General features: G+C 59.1%; 20 protein-coding genes. 9 read left to right on the top strand and 11 right to left on the bottom strand.

Features of this window, described 5'->3' with window-relative positions:
• Position 1 precedes the first annotated feature (1 nt).
• The 11 genes from ABVT35_RS00840 to ABVT35_RS00790 form a co-directional block, all read right to left on the bottom strand.
• Entirely contained in the window at positions 2-598 is a 597-nt protein-coding gene (locus ABVT35_RS00840; RefSeq protein WP_368464195.1) for a sulfite oxidase heme-binding subunit YedZ, read from the bottom strand.
• Positions 599-779: 181 nt separating this feature from the next.
• Positions 780-1742: a 2-dehydro-3-deoxygalactonokinase gene (locus ABVT35_RS00835; protein WP_368464193.1), complete on the bottom strand. Its 963-nt coding sequence runs from the start codon at positions 1740-1742 to the stop codon at positions 780-782.
• The gene (locus tag ABVT35_RS00830) at positions 1739-2908 is read right to left on the bottom strand and encodes a mandelate racemase/muconate lactonizing enzyme family protein (RefSeq protein WP_368464191.1); all 1170 of its coding nucleotides are present in this window, start codon (positions 2906-2908) and stop codon (positions 1739-1741) included. Before ABVT35_RS00830 ends, ABVT35_RS00835 begins: the two co-directional genes overlap by 4 nt.
• Positions 2905-4353: an aldehyde dehydrogenase family protein gene (locus ABVT35_RS00825; protein WP_368464189.1), complete on the bottom strand. Its 1449-nt coding sequence runs from the start codon at positions 4351-4353 to the stop codon at positions 2905-2907. The genes ABVT35_RS00830 and ABVT35_RS00825 overlap by 4 nt, the downstream gene beginning before the upstream one ends.
• An 11-nt stretch (positions 4354-4364) precedes the next feature.
• Positions 4365-5339 carry an aldo/keto reductase gene (locus tag ABVT35_RS00820; RefSeq protein ID WP_368464188.1) on the bottom strand — a complete coding sequence of 325 codons (975 nt, stop codon included), beginning with the start codon at positions 5337-5339 and terminating at the stop codon, positions 4365-4367.
• Between the two features lie 16 nt (positions 5340-5355).
• A complete protein-coding gene (locus ABVT35_RS00815) occupies positions 5356-6555 on the bottom strand; it encodes a sugar ABC transporter permease (RefSeq protein WP_368464186.1) in 1200 nt (399 codons plus the stop codon).
• Positions 6530-7351, bottom strand: a complete 822-nt coding sequence (locus ABVT35_RS00810) for an ATP-binding cassette domain-containing protein (RefSeq protein ID WP_368464184.1) — start codon at positions 7349-7351, stop codon at positions 6530-6532. The genes ABVT35_RS00815 and ABVT35_RS00810 overlap by 26 nt, the downstream gene beginning before the upstream one ends.
• A 9-nt stretch (positions 7352-7360) precedes the next feature.
• Entirely contained in the window at positions 7361-8437 is a 1077-nt protein-coding gene (locus ABVT35_RS00805) for a sugar ABC transporter substrate-binding protein (protein WP_368464182.1), read from the bottom strand.
• A gap of 122 nt (positions 8438-8559) precedes the next feature.
• On the bottom strand, positions 8560-9297 hold the full coding sequence (locus tag ABVT35_RS00800) for a FadR/GntR family transcriptional regulator (protein WP_368464180.1): 738 nt from the start codon (positions 9295-9297) through the stop codon (positions 8560-8562).
• A 118-nt stretch (positions 9298-9415) separates the two neighbouring features.
• A complete protein-coding gene (locus tag ABVT35_RS00795) occupies positions 9416-9751 on the bottom strand; it encodes a TfoX/Sxy family protein (protein WP_368464178.1) in 336 nt (111 codons plus the stop codon).
• A 28-nt stretch (positions 9752-9779) separates the two neighbouring features.
• Positions 9780-11306, bottom strand: coding sequence for a UxaA family hydrolase (locus ABVT35_RS00790; RefSeq protein ID WP_368464176.1), 1527 nt, complete (start codon positions 11304-11306; stop codon positions 9780-9782).
• Between the two features lie 115 nt (positions 11307-11421).
• Here ABVT35_RS00790 and ABVT35_RS00785 point away from each other — a divergent pair, with 115 nt between their 5' ends.
• The 9 genes from ABVT35_RS00785 (at position 11422) to ABVT35_RS00745 (ending at position 20399) form a co-directional block, all read left to right on the top strand.
• The gene (locus tag ABVT35_RS00785; RefSeq protein ID WP_368464174.1) at positions 11422-12135 is read left to right on the top strand and encodes a GntR family transcriptional regulator; all 714 of its coding nucleotides are present in this window, start codon (positions 11422-11424) and stop codon (positions 12133-12135) included.
• Positions 12136-12158: 23 nt separating this feature from the next.
• Positions 12159-13646, top strand: coding sequence for an extracellular solute-binding protein (locus tag ABVT35_RS00780; protein ID WP_368464172.1), 1488 nt, complete (start codon positions 12159-12161; stop codon positions 13644-13646).
• 79 nt (positions 13647-13725) lie between these two features.
• On the top strand, positions 13726-14877 hold the full coding sequence (locus ABVT35_RS00775; RefSeq protein ID WP_368464170.1) for a carbohydrate ABC transporter permease: 1152 nt from the start codon (positions 13726-13728) through the stop codon (positions 14875-14877).
• A complete protein-coding gene (locus ABVT35_RS00770) occupies positions 14874-15920 on the top strand; it encodes a carbohydrate ABC transporter permease (protein ID WP_368464169.1) in 1047 nt (348 codons plus the stop codon). Before ABVT35_RS00775 ends, ABVT35_RS00770 begins: the two co-directional genes overlap by 4 nt.
• 3 nt (positions 15921-15923) lie before the next feature.
• Positions 15924-16976: an ABC transporter ATP-binding protein gene (locus tag ABVT35_RS00765; protein ID WP_368464167.1), complete on the top strand. Its 1053-nt coding sequence runs from the start codon at positions 15924-15926 to the stop codon at positions 16974-16976.
• Between the two features lie 59 nt (positions 16977-17035).
• The gene (locus tag ABVT35_RS00760) at positions 17036-18013 is read left to right on the top strand and encodes an aldo/keto reductase (RefSeq protein WP_368466242.1); all 978 of its coding nucleotides are present in this window, start codon (positions 17036-17038) and stop codon (positions 18011-18013) included.
• Positions 18013-18444, top strand: coding sequence for an RbsD/FucU family protein (locus ABVT35_RS00755; RefSeq protein WP_368464165.1), 432 nt, complete (start codon positions 18013-18015; stop codon positions 18442-18444). Before ABVT35_RS00760 ends, ABVT35_RS00755 begins: the two co-directional genes overlap by 1 nt.
• Complete coding sequence (locus tag ABVT35_RS00750; protein WP_368464163.1) at positions 18441-19274, top strand: amidohydrolase; 834 nt, start codon at positions 18441-18443, stop codon at positions 19272-19274. The genes ABVT35_RS00755 and ABVT35_RS00750 overlap by 4 nt, the downstream gene beginning before the upstream one ends.
• Before the next feature lie 3 nt (positions 19275-19277).
• Entirely contained in the window at positions 19278-20399 is a 1122-nt protein-coding gene (locus ABVT35_RS00745) for a fumarylacetoacetate hydrolase family protein (RefSeq protein ID WP_368464161.1), read from the top strand.
• The last annotated feature ends 114 nt before the right edge of the window (positions 20400-20513 follow it).

The raw sequence follows: 20513 nt of genomic DNA, 5'->3' as shown, positions 1-20513 counted from the left end.
TTCAGCCCGCCACAGCCTGGCGGGACCTGCTGAAGACATACCAGACGCGGTAAGCCTCAAGGGCGGCGAGCGGCACGAAATGAACCAGCGCCGGACCGAGATTGTTGTGAACGAAGATCCAGTGCAGCAGCGTTGCGACGACGGCGGCGTAGCCAAAGCGCTGCAATGTCTTCCATTTCCTGCCCATTGCGCGAACCGAAAGATCGTTTGACGTCGCAGCCATGGGAACGAAAATCACGAATGCGAGCCAACCGGTCCAGATGCCGAGCTTGACCGCATCGGCGAGCACCGCCGAAAGGGATCCGAGATCGATCAGATAGTAAAGCGTGTGAAGCACCGCGTAGCCGAACGCAGCGACTCCAAGATAGCGGCGGCGTTTCATGAGCCAGTTGATCCAGCCCGCCCCAGGAAAAAGCATCCTCAGCGGTGTCAGCATCATGGCCAAAATCATGAACCGGGCGGAAAACTCTCCGGTCGGATGCAGCAGCGGCTCGAGATCATTGCCGTTGAAAGCGGCGGGGATCATGCCGATGGAAGGCAACGCCAGCAATGCCCAGAAAAAATAGGGTGAGTTGAATACTGCTTTGAGTGCTTTCACGGCTGCCCCCAGTTTGCCTGGACATTCGTAGCGGAAGGAGCTGACAAACCTCCTCCCCGCAAACATATGGGCGGCGAATGACCATATTTAAAGACAAGTGATCAGCCGGATCCCGAATTGTCACTTCGCCGACGATCGCAATCGCGCGATTTCTAGCAACGGATTTCACCTGAATAGAGGATTAAAATTCAACTGCCGCCTCTGCAGCCGCATGCACTCGCCCCGGCCACAGTGATTTTGCGGCAAAATACAACCCCGCCCGGACCATTTCCTCAGAATCGCAAAGCTCATAGCTGAGCCCGGCGGCAGTCAGGGCGCGGCCATAATTTTCCGCCAGGATCCCGGAAGAAATCAGCGTCACATGAGAGCCTGCCCGGTTTTTCATCCCGGCAATTTCCAAACCAATTAGAAGCCCTGAAAGCCTTGCGGCCATTTCGTCTGATCGGGCGCAGCCGAGAAGCGGCGCCGCACGAACCGAAAACAACGCCTGCAGGATGTCCGATGGCGCCTCCACAGCCTGGCGGACCGCGTCGGAAAAGGGCGCGCCCCCATAGCTGTGGCTGTCGGCCGGTCGGACGAAATGCGCTAGTGTTGAGTTCTGAGACAGCAGCGCGAACACTTCGCCGGTCATTGCCGTGCTGAAGCCGGTCACGCTTCCATTGTCGATCCGCGCCCATTTCGAGTGCGTTCCGGGCAGGCATACCGTGCCTTCAATTTTGCGCTCGACCAGCGCACCCAAAAGCAGCGTTTCTTCGCCTCTGATTACATCGGGTTGTGACGGGTCGCGTTGGGCAAGCCCCGGAAGTATCCTGATGTCGCCTCTGTCAGAGGGAATGCGCACAGCAGTTCCCGGCACTTCCGTGAGCCGTGCTGGAAGGTCGGCATAGGGGGCTTCCATCCAGCCCTGAGCCGAACCGGCCATGCCGCAGATTATGACGGGAATTTCGTCGGACAGGCCGAGGTCCCGACGGCTCTCATCCAGAACCCGCCTGAATTCTTGCGGCTTCAGTGTCGCCATTCCGGACTTGTTTTGCAGCTCAACCGCAACCCCACCATCATCTTTGAGCGCCCACAACCGAAAGCTCGACGTTCCCCAATCAACAGCAACGCAAAATACGTCCATGGCCGCAGCGATCCTGCTCATTGCACTGTTTCATAACGCTCGATGAAGTCGCGGTCCGGTTCCACACCTAGACCCGGACCTTCCGGGACAGATGCGTATCCGCCGCTCTTTTGAACCTGTCCCTGGATATTCATCGGTTCGACCAGAAGTTCGTCGCGGAACCGATTGTCTGTCGTGTCGAATTCAAGCATCGGTTCGCGCGGATTGAGGCCGCCCGGCACGGGCGGCATTGCGGCAAGCAGGTGCAGATTCGTCGCGACGGCAATGGCCGACCCCCAGACGTGATTGACGACCGGGACGAAATGCGCATGCGCCAGCGACAGCACCTTCAGGTATTCAGACACGCCTCCGAGCGCGCAGACTTCCGGCTGCGCAATATCCAGACAGCGTCCCTCCAAAAGGTGGCGCCATCCCCAGCGGGTGAATTCGGCCTCGCCGCCGGAAACATTTGTTTTCAGCTTCGAGCGCAGCTCCCGATATCCGTCGAGGTCTTCCGGTGCGACCGGTTCCTCGAACCAATAGGCGTTCAATTCGTCGAGAGCGCGGCCGACATAGAGCGCATCCGAGGCCATGTAGCAGTGGTTTGCATCGACCATGAAAGGAAAATCATCACCAACGCCCAATCGTACAGCCTCTGCGAGCCGAATATCATTTGCGGCGCCCAGTCCCACCTTCATTTTGGTGGCGACAAATCCGGCATCCCTGATCGCCGCAGCTTCCTCCCGGAAGCGCGCGACGTGGGCGTCAACACCTTCTCGGCGCAACATCATTCCGTATCCGTAGACCGGCAACCGGTCGCGATGCCTGCCTCCAACAAGCTTGCACAGGGGCAGACCGGCGATCTTGCCCGTCAGATCCCACAGCGCGATGTCGACGCCGGACAGGGCCTGCATCGGCATGCCCTTTTGACCATGGTCACGCAGAAGATTGTAAACGTTGTGCCAGATGGCATCGCGGTCGACGGGATCGCAGCCGATAATCATCGGCTGGATAACTTTTTCAACGATGGCCTTGTTTGCCAGCGCAACATTTCCTGGCCCAAAACACTCGCCCCAGCCGGTCAATCCCTCATCGGTCTGAACTTCGACCAGGTGGGCCGTTCTCCTGGCGTAATATTGCTGCGAATAGCCGAGCTCCCGTTCGAGATCATATTGCAGGACGTGACTCGTTACGCGGGTGATTTTCATCCCAGGCCACCCGCATCCGCCAGCGCGCGTGAAATCCGCTTTGGCGCAAGATAGTCGTGCAACGCCAGATGGGAACAGTCGCAGCCAATACCCGACTGTTTGATGCCGATATGGGGCAGATCGATCGCGTATTTGACTCCATTGATCTGCACCTCCCCGAACCGCAACCGGCTGGCGCAGCGCTCGGCTTTCTGAAGATCACGGGTAAAGACATAGGCCGTCAGTCCGGCGTCCGTATCATTGGCTTCCTTGAGGACGGAGGCCTCGTCGAAAAAGTCGATGAGGCTGACCACCGGACCGAATATTTCCTCGTTGTAGATGCGCATCGGGGCGGTCACGCCCTTTAGAACCGTGGGTGCGTAGAAATATCCCCGGTCCTGCCCCGGTGCGCGACCGCCTCCGGCCAGAAGCTGCGCGCCGCTTTCCACGGCATCCGCAACCAGGCCGTCGACGCGCTGCCAGGCAGCAGCATCGATCAGCGGCCCCATGTCGATCGGCGCATTCCTGTCAAACCCGACTTTGACGGATGCGGCGCGTTCGACCACCTTTTGAGCAAAGGTTTCAACCACCGCCTTTTCAACGAACACGCGGTTCGGGGTCACGCAGATCTGGCCGGCATTGCCGAATTTGACAGCGCAGACAATGTCGGCTGCAAGATCGAGATCGGCGTCTGCAAACACCAGGACCGGTGCGTTGCCGCCCAGTTCCATCGAATAGCGTTTTATCGAGGAAGCTCCGGTCTTCATGATGTGTCGGCCGGTCCGTGAGGATCCGATCAGGGTCAGGAGGGCCGGGATGGTTGAAGAAGAAAGCGCATCACCGACCTCAATGTCATCACCACAAAGGATATTGACCACACCGGCGGGCAAACCGATTTCGGCGCACAGCTCTCCGACGGCATAGGCCGAAAGCGGTGACTTGAATGACGGTTTGATCACGATCGGGCATCCGGCCGCCATGGCAGGCCCGATTTTGAAGGCAAGGTTCAGCAGCGGGAAATTCCACGCGATGAAGGCAACGGCAACGCCCACAGGCTCATGAACGAGAGAGTGGGTATGGGTCCCCTCCCGATCGACAAGGGGTTCGGGCCCGAAGCGGGAGACCTCCTCAGCATAGTATTCGAGGCTGTTGACGAGGGACTGGTAGTCCTCCTCGGTTCCCGCCCAGTTCTTGCCCATCTCCAGATGGATGCACGCGCGAAGGTGGTCTTCATTGGCAATGACCGCCTCGCGCAGCCTGTGCATCCACCCTGCCCTTTCGGAAATCGGCGTTGCGGCCCAGCCGGCAAAGGCGGCCTGCGCGCTTTCTAGAGCCCGGTGTGCATCGGACGCACCGGCCCAGGCGACAGAACCGATGGTTTCTTCCGTTGCCGGGTTGGCGATCTCGAATGTTTCCCGCCCATCCAGCAACTGCCCGCCGACATACATTCTTTTATGGTGTGACATTGCCTCCCTCCTCAAAACGGCCGGTTGTCGCTGGACAGATCGAGCCAGTCGCGTTCCGCCGTGCTCAGGGTCAACGCGCCGGCGCGGGCCGACGAGGCAACCTGTTCCGGTGTTTCCGCTCCATTGAGAGCAACGACCGGAAAGTCCTGGCTGATGACGTAGGCGAGCGCGATTTCGAACATGTTCATGCCCTTTGCTTCGCCGAAGGCCTCGGCACGCCTTTTGCGCTCGAAGTTGGCGTCGGAATAAAATACCCGCACCAAATCCGCATCGCTCTTGTCATGCGGATCCGCCTTCGCAAAAAAGCCGCGGCCAAGAGCAGACCATGCGACCAGCAGGAAGTTGTTGGCGGCAAACCACTGCCGGTCCGCTTCATCGGTCGTAACCGTGTCTGGCCAGAAGGGTTCGTTGGCACGGGCCAGGGAGAAGTTCGGGCTGGAGCTCATCATTTCCGCCTTGCCATTGGCACGCGCGTAATCGATCGCGTCCTGAATGCGTCCGGTCGTCCAGTTGGAGGCGCCGTAGGCTTTCAGCCTGCCTGCACGCACCTCTTCGTCCAGTGCATCGACCAGCGGTCCAACCGGATGGTTCGGGTCGTCCCTGTGGAACATCCAGATGTCCAGATGATCGGTCTTCAGCCGTTCCAGCGAGCCGTCGATTGCCTTGTGTATGGAGACCGGATCTATCTTTGCGCCGCCCGGATGGATCGGCGCACAATAACCCGGAATGAGACCTTTGGAGGCCAGAACGATGCGCTCACGCATGCCCGGCCGGGCGGCGAGCCACTCGCCGATGACCATTTCGGAATAGCCGTGCTCCTCGATGGCGCCATAGACTTCGGCGGTATCCACATAGGTGCCGCCGTGCTCGACAAAGGCGTCCAGAAGGCCGAAATCCCTAACCTGCGTATCGGGATGGAAAATCATCGTGCCCATGCCGATCGCCGAAACCGGCTTGTCCAATGTATCCAATTGGTATGTCTTCATAATCTTGATCTCTTTACTAGCGGGACTGGCTGGCGCCTGCCCGCGATATGGCGTCGATTGAAACCGCCAGAAGGAGGATTGCTCCGGAGAACATCAGCTTGTCCGCCGCGCTTGCACCGGAAAGGTCGAGGCCATTGCCAAGCGAACCGATAACCAGGGCGCCCAAAAGCGCGTTCCAGACACTGCCGCGGCCGCCGAACAGGGATGTGCCGCCAATGACGGCCGCCCCGATGGCTTCGAGAAGAAGCGGGCCGCCTGCAAAGGCGTTGAACGAAACCGAAGCGTAGCGCGACGCGCCAACGATGCCGCCAATAGCGGCCATCAGCCCGACGATCGCGAAGGCTATGACACGGATTTTCTGTACTGACATGCCGACGCGACGCGCCGATTCCGCATTGCCGCCGACGGCGAATATCGACCTTCCGAACGGCGTTGACGTGGTGATCCAAGCAAGCAGCGCGGTCAGCCCTACAAGAAGAACCACAAGAAGCGGCACCCCGCGATAGGCGTTCAGTGTGGCCACAGCCGCAAAGGCAAGGACTGCGAAGAAGCCAACCCTGCCAAAAGAAGCAATGACCGGATCCAGTTCCAGACCCATCGCCCGGCGCATGCCGTGCCGCCGCCAGGTAACGTAGGCAAAAGCGGCAACGCAAGCGGCAGCAAGAAGCCATCCGGCTTCGGGCGGAAGGTTGATTGTCGTTATTCCGCGGACAAACGGGTCCCGCACATTAATGGCGCCATGAATGCCAAGAATTTTGAGCATAAGGCCCTGAAATCCCAGCAGACCGGCCAGCGTGACCACAAATGAAGGAATGCCGACATAGGCCACAAGCAGGCCCTGTGCTGTCGCCAGGATGATGCCGGCAGTAATAGCGACAAGACAGGCCAGCGGGGCCGGCAGGCCGAGGCTTGCGATAAGCACCGCCATGAGAGCGGCGCAAACGCCGGATGTCGCCGCTACGGAGAGGTCGATATCGCCCAGTAACAGCACCACTGTGATGCCCACCGCAAGCGTTCCGACAACCGCGCTTTGCATGAAAAGAAAATAGAAATTTCGCGAACTCAGGAACGCGGGTTCCGTGACGCCGAAATAAATCCAGATTGCGGCAAGCGCCAGCAAAACCGGAACAAAGGCGCCAAAGCGGGTTTCACGCAGTTCGCGGAACCGGTCGAATAAACCGGATTGCCGCTCAGGCGACACGATCAGATACTCCATCGATGCCTCTCGTCATTGCGACAACTATCTCGTCCGGATTGGTGTCTTTGGTTTCGTAAACTGCGACATTCGTTCCATGTCGAAGCACCGTGATACGGTCGCTGACCTCGAAAATGTCGCGAAGATTGTGTGAAATATAGACAACGGCATGCCCGGTCTCGCGCAGCCGTTTTACGACGTCGAGCACCTGCCGTGTTTGCGCCACGCCCAGCGCAGCCGTCGGCTCGTCAAGGAGCACAACCGAGGATTCCGCGCCCACCGCACGGGCAATTGCAATCGCCTGCCGCTGACCGCCGGACAATCCGCCGACCTTGGCGCGGACGGATTGAAGCGTACGGACCTGCAGCCGACCAACGGCCTCTTGGGCCTTGCTTTCCATGCTCAGATCATCGAGCGGACGCAATGCCCTGGGAAGAAAACTCCATCCCGGCCGGGTGGGCTCATGGCCTAAAAAGAGATTGGCCGATACGTCCAGGTTCTCGCAGAGCGCAAGGTCCTGATAGACGATCTGAATGCCGAGATCCGTGGCATCGTGGGGCGTGTTTATCTGCACTTGCCTGCCGTCGACAAAGAATTTTCCGTCATCGGCGCGGTAGGCGCCCGCCAGGATCTTCATCAGCGTGGACTTGCCGGCACCATTGTCTCCGACAAGAGCCATGACCTCGCCTCGCCGAACCTCAAAATCGACACCGCGCAGGGCTTCAACACCACCGAAGCGCTTCTTGATATCCAACACGCCAAGATGTGCGGTTGCCGACGGGGCACCGTGCCCCGTCATTGCTTCGTCAGTTGACATATCCGTCACCTAGTTCTTGCAGAAAGACGTTTCTGCGGCAGCGCCCTGACAGACGTCTCCCTTAGAGATCGATGTATCGTTTTCGATCACATAAGCTACGCCTTCCTCGCCAACGGCGGAATAGTGCCCCACCGGAACAAAGGGTACATCGGCTTCGACACCGTTCTTCACCGTGCCGGCGGTAAGGTCATCAACGCCCTCGCCCTTGACAAGTCGCGCCGCGACATTTGCCGTCACGCCGGCCATGTCCTTGAACGGACGCCATCCCGTCTGGGTCTGCTCTCCGAGCAAAATCAGCTGAAGCGCCTGAACAGTAGCGTCGAGGCCCGATACCGGAACCTTACCTGCCATGCCCTGCTCGGCCAGCGAGGCAATCGCCGCCCCCGCATTGCCATCATTGGAAGAGACGACGCCTTGAACATTGTTGTTCAACTTGGTCAGCGCCTGATCCATGGAGCGGCGGGCGATGGCCGGATCCCAGCCTTGCGTCCAGTTTTCATATCCGAGTACCCGTTCACCGGAATCAAACAGGGGCTGAAGAATTTCGAGCTGCCCGTTGTGAATAACGGCCGCATTGGGATCTGTGGGCGATCCCTTCAGCAGCACCAGCGTGTCACCCTTCTTCGTGTTTTCGACAACGTGCTGCGCCTGCGAGCCTCCCATGGCACCCAAGTCCGCCTGTACCCAGAAACTGGTGTTTTTGGAGTGAATCATCCGATCATAGGCAATCGTCGGAACGCCCGCTTCCGCGGCGCTGTCGGCGATAATAGCAGAGCTTTCGCCATCGATCGGCACGACAACGAGTACTTTGGCACCGCGCGTCAAAGCCTGCTCTGCCTGTCGCTGCTGGGTGGCTGTGTCGTTGTTGGCATTGAAGACTTCGACTTCAACATCCGGCGCCACTTCCTTCATTGCTTCCACGAAGAAACGGGCATCCTGGCTTTCCCAACGAGGATTGACATTTTCCGGCAAAAGCATGGCGACGAATTCGCCGGCAAGCGCGGCGCCGGAACCGGACATGGCAACGGCCAGTGCCGTGAGGCCCACGCTGTAGCTGATTGCGGTTTTACGAAGTGATTTGAGCATTTATACCTCCCATGGTTGCTCACAATTTGGGCACAGCGCATCGCTCGCCCCGGACACCGGGTGCGTGATGTGTTTCTGAATTGATGCGCCGATTGCAGTCGGACTAAGGTCCGAGTTTCCTGTTATGCGTTATCGAGTCGCCCTCCCAGACGGCGGCTGGCATCGGCCAGCAGCCTCTCCATAACCTGTTCCGCGCGCGCGCCGTCGCGGGCGGCGATCGCTTCATAAACCTCGCGGTGAAACGGAATTGAATCCTCGTTCTCGCGGGGATCCTTATTGGTCAGCCTGATGCTGCTCAGGAGCGCTGAAAAGATGACGCCTTCCATGGCGACCAGAAACTCGTTCTGAGCGGCCCGCAGGATGGAACGGTGGAACAATGCATCGGCTATGACAAAATCTTCCGCCGACCCCTTTTCCGCTTCCATGCGCTCGATCGCCATCTCTATCTGCGCCACTTCCTCGTCGGTTGCCCGCTCGGCCGCCCAACGGGCGGCCTTCGGTTCGAAAACCTGCCGGATATCCATGAGCTGCCGGAAAAAATCGCCATTGGGCGGTGCAGACTGATACCAGGCGAGCACGTCATCATCCAGCAGCCCCCAACTTGAACGGGACCGTACACGGGTGCCGATACCACGCCGCACTTCAAGCAGCCCCTTGCCGACGAGGATCTTGACGGCATCGCGGATAACCGAGCGACTAACCTGATATCGGTCGGCCAGTGTTCCCTCATCCTCGACCAGATCACCCGGTTCATAGGTTTGCGAGACGATGCGGCGCCCGATTTCGCGCGCCACCTGCGTTGAAAGGCTGGGTGCAAGGCCCGCCACCTGTTTCAAATCGTAATAAATCAGCTCACTCATGACATCTAATCAAACATATGATGTTTATATAGTCAAGATGTTTCCAGAAATTAGGGCAGCCAATCCAGGCAAGCCGCCTTATTGCGTGGCAATCCGGTAATACCCCCGCGGGTTTCAGCTAATTCCGCACGTGCTTCAGGCTTCTCAGGAGCCAGTCGTTCAGAGCCGCATCATCGGCGACCAGGGCCGGCGGCAAAACCACATAACCTTTCTTGACCGGCGCCGAGGGAAAATAACGCAGCGGTGCGCCGCCCTCGGAAAAGAGAGCTGTGCGGTCCTGGACCGGCAACTTCAATGCAAGACCGGCCGGCGACAACGACATGAAGATATGCCCGCCCGCATAGGCGGCCGCACCGCTGAAAAAATGGCGGCAGGAAACATCCTCCACGCTTTCGTGCGTGGTTTTCAATCGGTCAATTATGCATTTGAGCTGCGTCAGATAGGGTTCAGCCATGGGCGAACAATATCATGACCGGCATGGCTTACATGACCGCACCGATATGCCACGGCACGAATTCGGCTCCGCCGAAGCCGAGCTCCTCGCTCTTTGTCTGCTCGCCAGAGGCAACACGGATAAAGGTCTCGAAAATCTCGCTCCCTTTTTCTTCGATGCTGACACCCTCTGAGACGATGTCGCCGCAATTGATATCCATGTCTTCGGACATGCGCTCGTACATCTCGCTGTTGGTTGCAAGCTTGATGCATGGCGTCGGCTTGTAGCCGGACACCGAACCGCGCCCGGTGGTAAAGACAATAAGATTGGAGCCGGAGGCGATCTGCCCCGTCACCGAGCATGGATCGTATCCGGGGCTGTCCATGAAGACGAAGCCCTTCTTGTCCACCGGTTCGGCGAATTTGTAGAATTCGGTCAGCGGCGCGGTGCCGCCCTTTGCCACCGCGCCAAGCGATTTTTCGAGGATCGTCGTCAACCCGCCGCGCTTGTTGCCGGGTGACGGGTTGTTGTTCATCTCGCCGCCATGGCCGGCGGTATACTCCTCCCACCAGCGGATGCGGTCGATCAGTTTTTGTGCAACGTCCGGTGTTACCGCCCGCCGGGTCAAAAGGTGCTCGGCGCCGTAGACTTCGGATGTTTCGGAAAGAATGGTCGTGCCGCCATGGCGCACGAGGAGATCCGAAGCGTATCCCAGCGCCGGGTTCGCGGTGATGCCGGAATAGCCGTCCGATCCGCCGCACTGCATGCCAACCGTCAGTTCCGACACAGGCGCAGGCGTGCGGGTCACACGGTTGGCAATTGCCGCCATTTCGCGCAGTTCTTTGAGACCAGCCTCGATTGTGCGCCGGGTGCCGCCGGTCTGCTGGATGGTCATGTAGCGGAAATTGCCGTCGCTGCGGATCTTGCGGTTGCCGACGAGATCGGGGATCTGCATGACTTCGCATCCGAGCCCGATAAGAAGGACTCCGGCAAAATTCGGGTGCTGAGCGTAGCCGGACAGGGTGCGGAAAAGCGTGTCGTAGCCCTCATCCCGGCCGGACATGCCGCAACCGGTTCCGTGCACGATCGGAACAATACCGTCGACATTTTCAAGTCCATCCAGAAGTCCTGTCCGGTCCGCTGCCTCGGCTACGAAGCGCGCCACGGATCCCGAACAGTTTACCGTGGTGACGATGCCGAGATAATTGCGCGTACCAACACGGCCGTCTTCACGATGATATCCAAGGAACGTGCGTTCCTCGGTTGCCGGCGGCAGTTCCGGATTTATTGAAGCGAAAGCATAGTCCTGTTTATGCTCGCTCATGCCGAGATTGTGGACATGCACATGCTCGCCCGGCTCGATATCGCTTTTGGCCTGGCCGATGATCTGGCCATAACGCACGACATTCTGTCCGGCCGCGATGGGCGCCACAGCTATCTTGTGTCCGCGCGCAACATCGGACATCAACGGTGCAGGCACATTCGCAGGCGTGCCGCCACTCTTCAGATCACGCAGAGCGATCACCACATTGTCGGCATCATTCAGGCGGACTGTTTCATGCATTGGACGGTTCATTCTAACGCTGGCTCCGGACGGTCGTTCTTTTACGCATTTGGCTCTGCCGTATCTTTGGGCTTGACGCCACCGATTTGTCAACTAACATGTTAGCATTCTAGAAAGCGAAGTAAAGATGACTCCAAGCGAAACCACCGATCAAAACAAGATGAGAAGCCTTGAAGGGATATCCGGATCGCTTGCAACCCGTGTCTATCAGTTCCTCAAAGATTCCATCATGTCGCTGGAATTCGCGCCCGGGGACATTCTTCGCAAGAACGAAATCGCCGAACAGCTCGGCGTGTCGCGCTCCCCCGTTTCCGAAGCCTTCGCAAAGCTGGCGGCAGAAGGGCTTGTTGAAATCGTTCCGCAATCGGGAACCTATGTTTCGCGCTTTTCGATGGATGAAATTCGTGAGGGCGCTTTCCTGCGCGCAGCGCTTGAACTTGCGGCTGTTGAAAAAGTTGCCCGGGAACGCACGGAAAAACAGCTCACGCAGCTTAATCGCAATCTGCGGCTTCAGGAGCTTCTGTTGCAGGACGGCGACATTCCCGGCTTTTACCAGGCGGACGAGGAAATGCATGCGCTGATCATGTCTTTTACCGGCTTCAAACGCCTGGCAGGGTTTGCAGAAAGCGCATGGCTGCAGGTCAATCGTGCCCGCCAACTGATTCTGCCCTCACCCGGGCGCGTACACGAGACTCTTGAAGAACACGCAGACATCATCGAAGCGATCCGCAAAGGCGACCCAATAGCCGCGCGCGAAGCCACCAAAAAACACCTCGGGCAACTCATCAAGCGGCTGGAGCCGTTGGAGCAGGAGCGCCCCGAACTCTTCAACTCTGCATAAATATGCCAATCAGGGAGGATGAAATGGCAACATCAACAACTGGAAGAAAGCATGGCTCTATGCTGCTGGCAGGTGCCGCAGCGCTTGCGATCTCCGCATCCGTTGCAAGCGCCGGAGAATTCGACGGTGTGACAGTCAACGTCATGACCTTTACCGGTCCACAAATAGCAGAACCGCTGCAGCGGCGCGCACCGGACTTCGAAAAGGCCACCGGCGCCAAGGTGAACATCATCACGGTTCCCTTCTCGGACCTTTATTCCAAGCTTCTGACAGACTGGGCGACCGGCACGAATTCGGTCGATGCCGCCGTCTTCGCACCGCAATGGGCTGTTGACTATGTCGGCCCGGGATTCCTTGAGAATCTCAGCGAGCGTGTCGCCGCCGACGGCGACCTCAAGGTCGACGACATCGCACCGTTTTTCCGCGAGTTCTCGCAGAAATATGACGGCGACACCTATATGCTGACGCTCGACGGCGATTTTCAGATGGCCTATTACCGCTCCGACATCTTCAAGGAGAACGGTATTGCCGCCCCTGAAACATGGGACGACTATATCGCTGCTGCCAAGGCCCTGCATGGCAAGGACCTGAACGGGGACGGATCGCCGGATTACGGCTCTTGTATCTCCAAGAAACGCGGTGCCCAGGCCTATTGGGCGATCTACTCCATCGCCGCGTCCTTCCTGCAATCGCAGGGCACATCGCAGGGCGCGTTTTTCGACACCGAAACCATGGCACCGCTGGTCAACAATCCGGCATTCGGAGCTGCGCTCGACGTCTATACCGGCACCACCGCCTATGGCCCGCCGGACGAGATCAACCTCGATGTGGGCGACACGCGCGGCCTCTTCACCTCGGGCCGCTGTGCACTCACCGTCGACTGGGGTGATATCGGCACGCTGGCGATCGACCCGCAAAGCTCATCGGTTGCCGACAAGGTCGGCTCAATCATGCTGCCGGGCTCCAAGCGCGTGCTTGACCGGGCCTCCGGCGAGCTTGTTGACTGCGACGCCAATTCCTGCCCGCATGCGATCAACGGTGTGAACCGGGCACCCTATGCAGCCTTTGGCGGCTGGTCGGGTGGCATCAACGCAGCAGCCGATGACAAGGTGAAGGATGCGGCCTACGCGTTCTTTTCCCATATGTCGCAGCCGGCGCAGTCGAATGCGGATGTGACCGTTGGCATTACCGGCTTCAACCCCTACCGGCTGTCGCAGTTCGCCGACACCCAGCTGTGGGAGGAGGCCGGCATGAGCAAGGCCGCCGCCGACGACTATCTCGGCGCTATCCAGGACAGCCTCAACAGCCCGAACATGGCACTTGATCTGCGTATTCCGCAGAACCAGGCCTATCAGCAAGTGGTGCTCGACAACGCCATCGCCCGGCTGCTCGCCGGTGAATTGGACAAGGCCGGAGCCATCGCCGCAATCGAGGAGGGCTGGAACGAGCTCAATGAAGAGAACGGCGTTGAAGACCAGCTCAAGGTCTACCGCGCGACCCTCGGCCTCTGATTTTGCTTGAATGAACAACCCGCGCCGCCCAAAATGAGCGGCGCGGGGTTTTTACCGCGCCTATGAAAGCGTCATTTCGATGCCCCAGACCACAACTGCTTCAATGCCCCAGGCCAGCGAAACCACCCCACCAAGGGTCGGTTTTTCCGAGTGGATCGACCAGCAAACGGGCAAGCTTTTCGTCCTGCCGGCTGTCGTCATACTGCTTGCATTCGCAATTTTTCCGCTGCTGATTTCAGCCTATCTGTCGCTGACCAAGTTCAAGCTGGCAGCAGGAGGCTTCAGCCTCAGCTATGTGGGCCTGCGCAATTTCAAGAAGCTTTTCTTCGGTTCGCAGCAATATCACCTGCTCGGAACATTCGACGCATTCGGCATCTTCGAGTGGGCCGTCTTCATCGCAGCGCTGGCGCTTGTGGCATACTGGTTCTGGCGGTTCTTCACCGGTGGGCATTTCAACATTCCCGGCCTTATCGGCCGGCTGATCACCGCAACGGTGATGGTGGCGCTGCTGTGGCTGACGCTCGCCACCGTTTTCGGCGGGCACCCCGGATCGCTGGTGGTGACACTGTTTTACGTCCTTGTCGGCGTCAGCCTGCAGTTCGGCATCGGTCTTGGACTGGCACTCCTGTGCGGCCAGGCCATTCGCGGCCGCAACGCCTTTCGCATAATATTCTTTATTCCGCTGATGGTGACGCCCGTCGGCATCGCCTACATGTTCCGCATGCTCGCCGACATGCAGCGCGGACCTCTCGCCAATATATGGCAGTGGTTCGGGCTCGGCGAATTTTCCTGGGCCGCCGATCCGTGGACGGCGCGGCTGGTGGTGCTGATCGGCGATACCTGGCAATGGGTGCCGTTCATGTTCATCGTGCTTCTGGCGGCCGTTGAAAACATGCCGCGCGATCAGCTCGAGGCCGCGAAGATCGACGGCGCCGGCGGCTGGCAGATCTTCCGCGACATCACCTGGCCGTCCATTGCGCCTGTTGCCGCAACAATCGTTCTCATCCGGCTGATCGAAGCCTTCAAGATTGTCGATCTGCCCAACGTTCTGACCAATGGCGGACCGGGCATCGCGACGGAATCGCTGACCCTGCATTCCTTCATCGCCTGGCGCACGCAGGATCTCGGCGGCTCTGCCGCTGTCGGCTACACGCTGCTTTTCGTGGCGACCGTGTCCTGCGTCTCCTTCTTCAACTTCATCGGCCAGAAGACCAGAAAGACCGAATTATGAAGGACCGCAGCCTTTTCCAGCGCCTGTTTGAACCGCCCAGCCTTACCGAGATGGCACCGGCATCAAGGATTCTCACCTACGCGATCCTGATCCTGTGGGCGATTGTCGTTCTCTTCCCGCTCTACTGGGTTTTCATTACCTCGTTCAAGCTGCCCTTCCAGGTCAATGACGGGCCGGATTTCCTGCCGTTCCTGGACTTCGAACCTTCCGCCCACGCCTGGCGATACATTTTTGTCGAACTCGGTAACGACACGCTGCGGCCCTACATGAACTCGGTCATCATCGCGCTGACCTCGACGGTTCTTGCCGTTACCATCGGCTCGCTTGCGGCCTATGCGCTGGTGCGCATCCAGTACAATGTCAAGATCGGCACCATAGCCGGCTTCATCGTGCTCCTTGGCGCGACGGTCTATGCGGTCACGCAGTTCGGTACGCCCTGGCATGTCACGGCGGCAATCGCGCTGGCGCTGTTTTTCTTTTTCGCCACCTCCTTCGGGCGCCATTTCAGGCGCTCGCTCGGCAACAACGACATCCTCTTCTGGATCATCTCCAACCGGATCCTGCCGCCTGTCGTCGCGGTGCTGCCGATCTACCTGATGTTCCAGAGGGTCGGCCTGCTCGACACCCATGTCGCCATGATCGCCACCTATATGGCGGTCAATCTGCCGATCGTTGTCTGGCTGATGCGGGACTTTTTCGCCGGCATTCCGATCGACCTTGAAGAAAGCGCGGAAATCGACGGCGCATCGCGCATCCGCATCTTCGCCACCATCGTCCTGCCGCTCGCGCGTCCTGGCCTTGCCGCAACCTTCCTCCTGGTGCTGATCCTTGCCTGGAACGAATATCTGCTGGCGCTGTTCATCTCGACGGCGGACGCCCAGACCATGCCGCTGCTCGTCGCCGCGCAGAACGCCACGCGCGGGCCGCAGTGGTGGTACATGTCCGTTCTCATCGTCATCATGATCGCACCGATCATCGCGATGACCATCCTATTGCAAAAACACATCGCCCGCGGCCTCATGGTCGGCGCGGTCAAAGGGTAGGCAATGCGCGTACAACTGAAAGATATCCGCAAATCCTATGGCTCCCTCGAGGTGGTCAAGGGGCTGAATCTCGACATTGCGGAAGGCGAATTCCTCGTGCTTCTCGGGGAATCGGGATGCGGCAAATCCACCGCGCTGCGCATGATCGCGGGGCTCGAGACGATTACCGAGGGCACGCTGATGATCGGCGACCGGGACGTCACCGAGGTGCTGCCGAAATACCGTAACGTCGCCATGGTGTTCCAGTCCTATGCGCTTTACCCGCACATGACGGTGGCGGAAAATATCGGCTATCCGCTGAAACTGCAGAAAACGCCGAAGGAAGAGCTGAAACGGGCCGTTCTGGCGGCAGCCGCCAAGGTTCATCTTGAAGACTATCTCGAACGCATGCCGCGGCAGCTTTCGGGCGGTCAGCGCCAGCGCGTCGCGCTTGCCCGCGCCATGGTGCGCACGCCGTCGGTCTTTTTGATGGACGAGCCGCTTTCGAACCTCGATGCAAAGCTGCGCGGCGTCATGCGCGCCGAACTCAAGCGCCTGCAGGCTGAGCTCGGCACAACCACGGTCTATGTGACGCACGATCAGATCGAGGCGATGACGCTTGCCCACCGGGTCGCCGTCATGGATGCCGGGGTCCTGCAGCAGGTCGCGCCGCCGAAGGAAATCTACGACAATCCGGCAACCCGCTTTGTTGCCCGTTTCATCGGCTCGCCGGCAATGAACATTGTCACAGGCGGTATCGCGGACGGCAAGGTCACGGTTCAGGACGGCGAAGTGCCGCTCGGCGGAATTACGCCGCGAGATCGGGTGTCATTCGGTTTCAGGCCGGAAGATTCCGACCTTGTTTCCCCCGAAAAAGGCATGTTGAAGGCGCGGATTTTTTCCACCGAAATGACCGGCAACGAAACCATCGTTACCTGCGAAATCGGCACGGATCATGTTGTCGTGCGCATGGACAAGGATTTCGACATGGCGCCGGATGAATGGGTCGGTATCGACGTCAATCCGGAAAAGGCGCGATTATTCGACTATGACAGCGGCGAAAGGGTCCGGGCGTGAAGTTATCTGAGACAAACCTGCTAAACAAACAAACGAGGCGCCCTGTTGCGCTGACGCGCATGGGTTTTGGCGGCGCGCCGCTTGGCAATCTCTATCGCAAGATCGAGGAGGCTGACGCGCAGGCCGCGTTGCAGGCAGCCTATGACAGCGGCATCCGCTATTTCGACACCGCGCCGCAATACGGATTGGGCCTTTCGGAAGGACGCTTCGGCATAGCAATCAACCGCTTCGGCCGCGACAATATCCAGCTATCGACCAAAATCGGCCGGCTTCTCGTCGACTGCGAGCCGGACGAGGTCACGCCCGAAGCCTTTGTTGACGTGCCGCAAAAGCGGATCGTCTTCGACTATACCTATGACGGGGTTATGCGCAGCTATGAGGCAAGCCGCGAACGTCTTGGTGTTGCCAATGCGGACATATTGCTGGTGCACGATGTGGACGTTTTTTCGCAAGGCTCGAAGGAAGCGAGTGACGCCAAGGTGCGCGAACTCTTCGACGGCGGCGGCTACCGGGCGCTCTCCGAGCTGCGCGAATCTGGCGACGTTGCGGCAATTGGAGCCGGCGTCAATGAGTGGCAGGTCTGCGAAAAGCTTCTGGGACTTGCCGATTTTGACTGTTTCCTGCTTGCCGGGCGCTACACGTTGCTGGAGCAGGAGGCACTCGATACGTTCCTGCCGCTATGCGTAAAACGCGATGTCGGCATCATTCTGGGCGGTCCCTATAATTCCGGCATTCTGGCGACCGGTGCCGTTGCCGGCGCCAAATACAACTATGCCGATGCACCGGAACCAGTCATGGAACGGGTCCGGCGTATTGAAGCCGTCTGCGCCGCGCACGACACCCGCCTCATGGCAGCGGCACTGCAGTTTGTCCTCGGTCATCCGGCCGTCAAAACAGTCATCCCGGGTGCCGTTTCAGCGGCTGAAGTCGAAGCAAATGTGGCGTTGCTGCAAACACCGATCCCCGACGCATTGTGGTCGGACCTTCGGTCCGAGGGCCTGATACGTTCGGATGCGCCACTTCCGGAGGGAGTGTAATGCTACGCGGACTGAACCCGATCCTGTCGCCCGACCTTCTTTACATTCTGCGGGCTATGGGTCATGGCGATGAAATCGTCATTGCCGACGCCAATTTTCCCGCCGAGAGCATGGGCCAGCAAGTAGTGCGGCTCGACGGTATCAGCGCCACAGAGGTACTTGAGGCGGTTTTGAGCGTCATGCCGCTAGACAGCTTCGTCGACGATCCCGCAAGCACGATGCAGGTCGTGGATGACCCGGAAACCACGCCGGAGGTCGTCGAGGCCTTTCAAAAGATCATCGAAAAAGTGGCGGACAATCCTGCCGCCATCACCTCCGTCGAGCGCTTCACATTCTACGACCGTGCCAAAACGGCATTCGCCATCGTCCAGACAGGCGAAAAAAGGCTCTACGGCAATATCATTCTCAAAAAGGGAGTGATCGCTCCATGATGCGCATCGATTCCCATCAGCACTTCTGGCAGCTCGCACGTGGCGACTATGGCTGGCTGACATCCGATCTCAAACCGATCTACCGCGATTTCCTGCCCGACGATCTTGCGCCGCTGCTGCAACGGGGTGGCATCGGCGGAACCGTTGTCGTACAGGCGGCACCAACTGTTGCAGAGACTGAATTCATGCTGTCTCTCGCGGCTCAAGAAAGCTTCATACGCGGGGTTGTCGGCTGGGTGGATTTCGAGACCCGAAGTGCGCCGCAGCAGATCGCGGCAATGGCACAAGACCCCAAGCTGGTAAGCCTGCGCCCGATGATCCAGGACATAGCGGACGTCGACTGGATGCTTGGCGACGCCCTGGCTCCGGCGTTCAGGGCGCTGATTGATTGCGATCTGACCTTCGACGCCCTCGTTAAACCCCCTCACCTGAAGAACCTGCATACCTTGCTGACACGCCACGGGGATATGCGCGTGGTGATCGACCACGGCGCCAAACCGCAACTGCATGACGGAACGCTGGATGGCTGGGCAAATGATATGGCTGCTCTCGCCCGTGACACGGACGCATATTGCAAGCTTTCAGGCCTTGTGACCGAGGCGGGGACAGGCTGGACCGTCGATGATTTGCGCCCAATCGTGGATCACCTCCTGGACACCTTTGGCCCTGAGCGGTTGATCTGGGGCAGCGACTGGCCGGTCTGCACACTTGCAGCCAGTTATGGGGATTGGCTGGACGCAACGGACCGCCTGCTCTCAGCTCTGTCGCAGTCCGATCTGGATGCTATTATGGGCGGCAATGCCGTGCACATCTATAAGCTTGAGGAATAACATATGATCCATCCGGATCTCGATCCCTCCGGAACCTGGCTTGGCCGGGTCGAGCGGGCCGGCACCGGTCCTGCACTCGTTACTTTGCGTAGCGGACAACTGATCGACATAACCAGCAAGGCGGCGCCAACGGTGCGCGACGTTCTGGAACGTGATGATGCTGCGGCCTATGTCGCAGCAGCCGAAGGTGAAGCGCTCTGTGCCAACGACGCCCTGCCCGGCAGCATTAACTGGCTTGCGCCCTGCGACCTGCAGCCGGTCAAAGCATGCGGCGTGACCTTCGCAGGGTCCATGGTCGAGCGGGTGATCGAAGAACAGGCGGCAGGCAATCCGGAAAGGGCCGAGGGGATACGCGCGCGTGTCGCGATCAAAATCGGGGACAGCCTCAGCAATATCACGCCGGGCTCGGACGAAGCGGCGCGGGTCAAGCAGGCGCTGATTGCTGAAGGACTGTGGTCGCAATATCTGGAAGTCGGCATCGGGCCGGATGCCGAGGTCTTTTCCAAGGCGCAGGCGCTGTCTTCCGTCGGCTTCGGCGCTGAAATCGGCCTGCACCCGATCTCGCAGTGGAACAATCCGGAGCCGGAAATCGTGCTTGCCGTCAATTCGCGTGGCGAAATCCAGGGCGCAACGCTCGGCAACGACGTCAACCTGCGCGACGTGGAGGGCCGCTCCGCGCTGCTTCTGTCAAAGGCCAAGGACAACAATGCCTCCTGTGCCATCGGGCCAATGATCCGGCTTTTCGATGATGACTATACGCTGGATAACGTGCGAAATGCCGAACTTGACCTGAAGGTCGTCGGCGAGGACGGCTTCGTGCTTGAAGGCAAAAGCTCGATGGAAAAGATCAGCCGCGACCCGGCCGACCTGGTGCGCCAAACCATCGGGCGGCATCATCAATATCCCGATGGTTTCATGCTGTTTCTCGGCACGCTCTTTGCGCCAACCGAGGATCGCGATGCACCCGGGCAAGGGTTCACTCACAAGCTTGGTGATGTTGTCACGATTTCCTGCCGCGAACTCGGGCAATTGACAAACATCGTACGGCTCAGCACCGAATGCCCGCCATGGACATTCGGCACGGCAGCGCTGATGCGCAACCTTTCAGCCCGCAATCTTCTGTAGAGCCTATCCGCCCGTCATTCCGAAATTCCGCAGGCATATCCTGAGCGCCCGCAACCGGACTTTACAAATTTGTAAAGTTTGTACAAGGCGCATGAAAACTCGGGGTCATATCTC

It is taken from the genome of Hoeflea sp. TYP-13, assembly GCF_040932035.1.
Taxonomy (GTDB): Bacteria; Pseudomonadota; Alphaproteobacteria; order Rhizobiales; family Rhizobiaceae; genus Hoeflea_A.
Note: the sequence above shows the minus strand (reverse complement) of the source record. Positions and strands in the feature narration are given on the sequence as shown.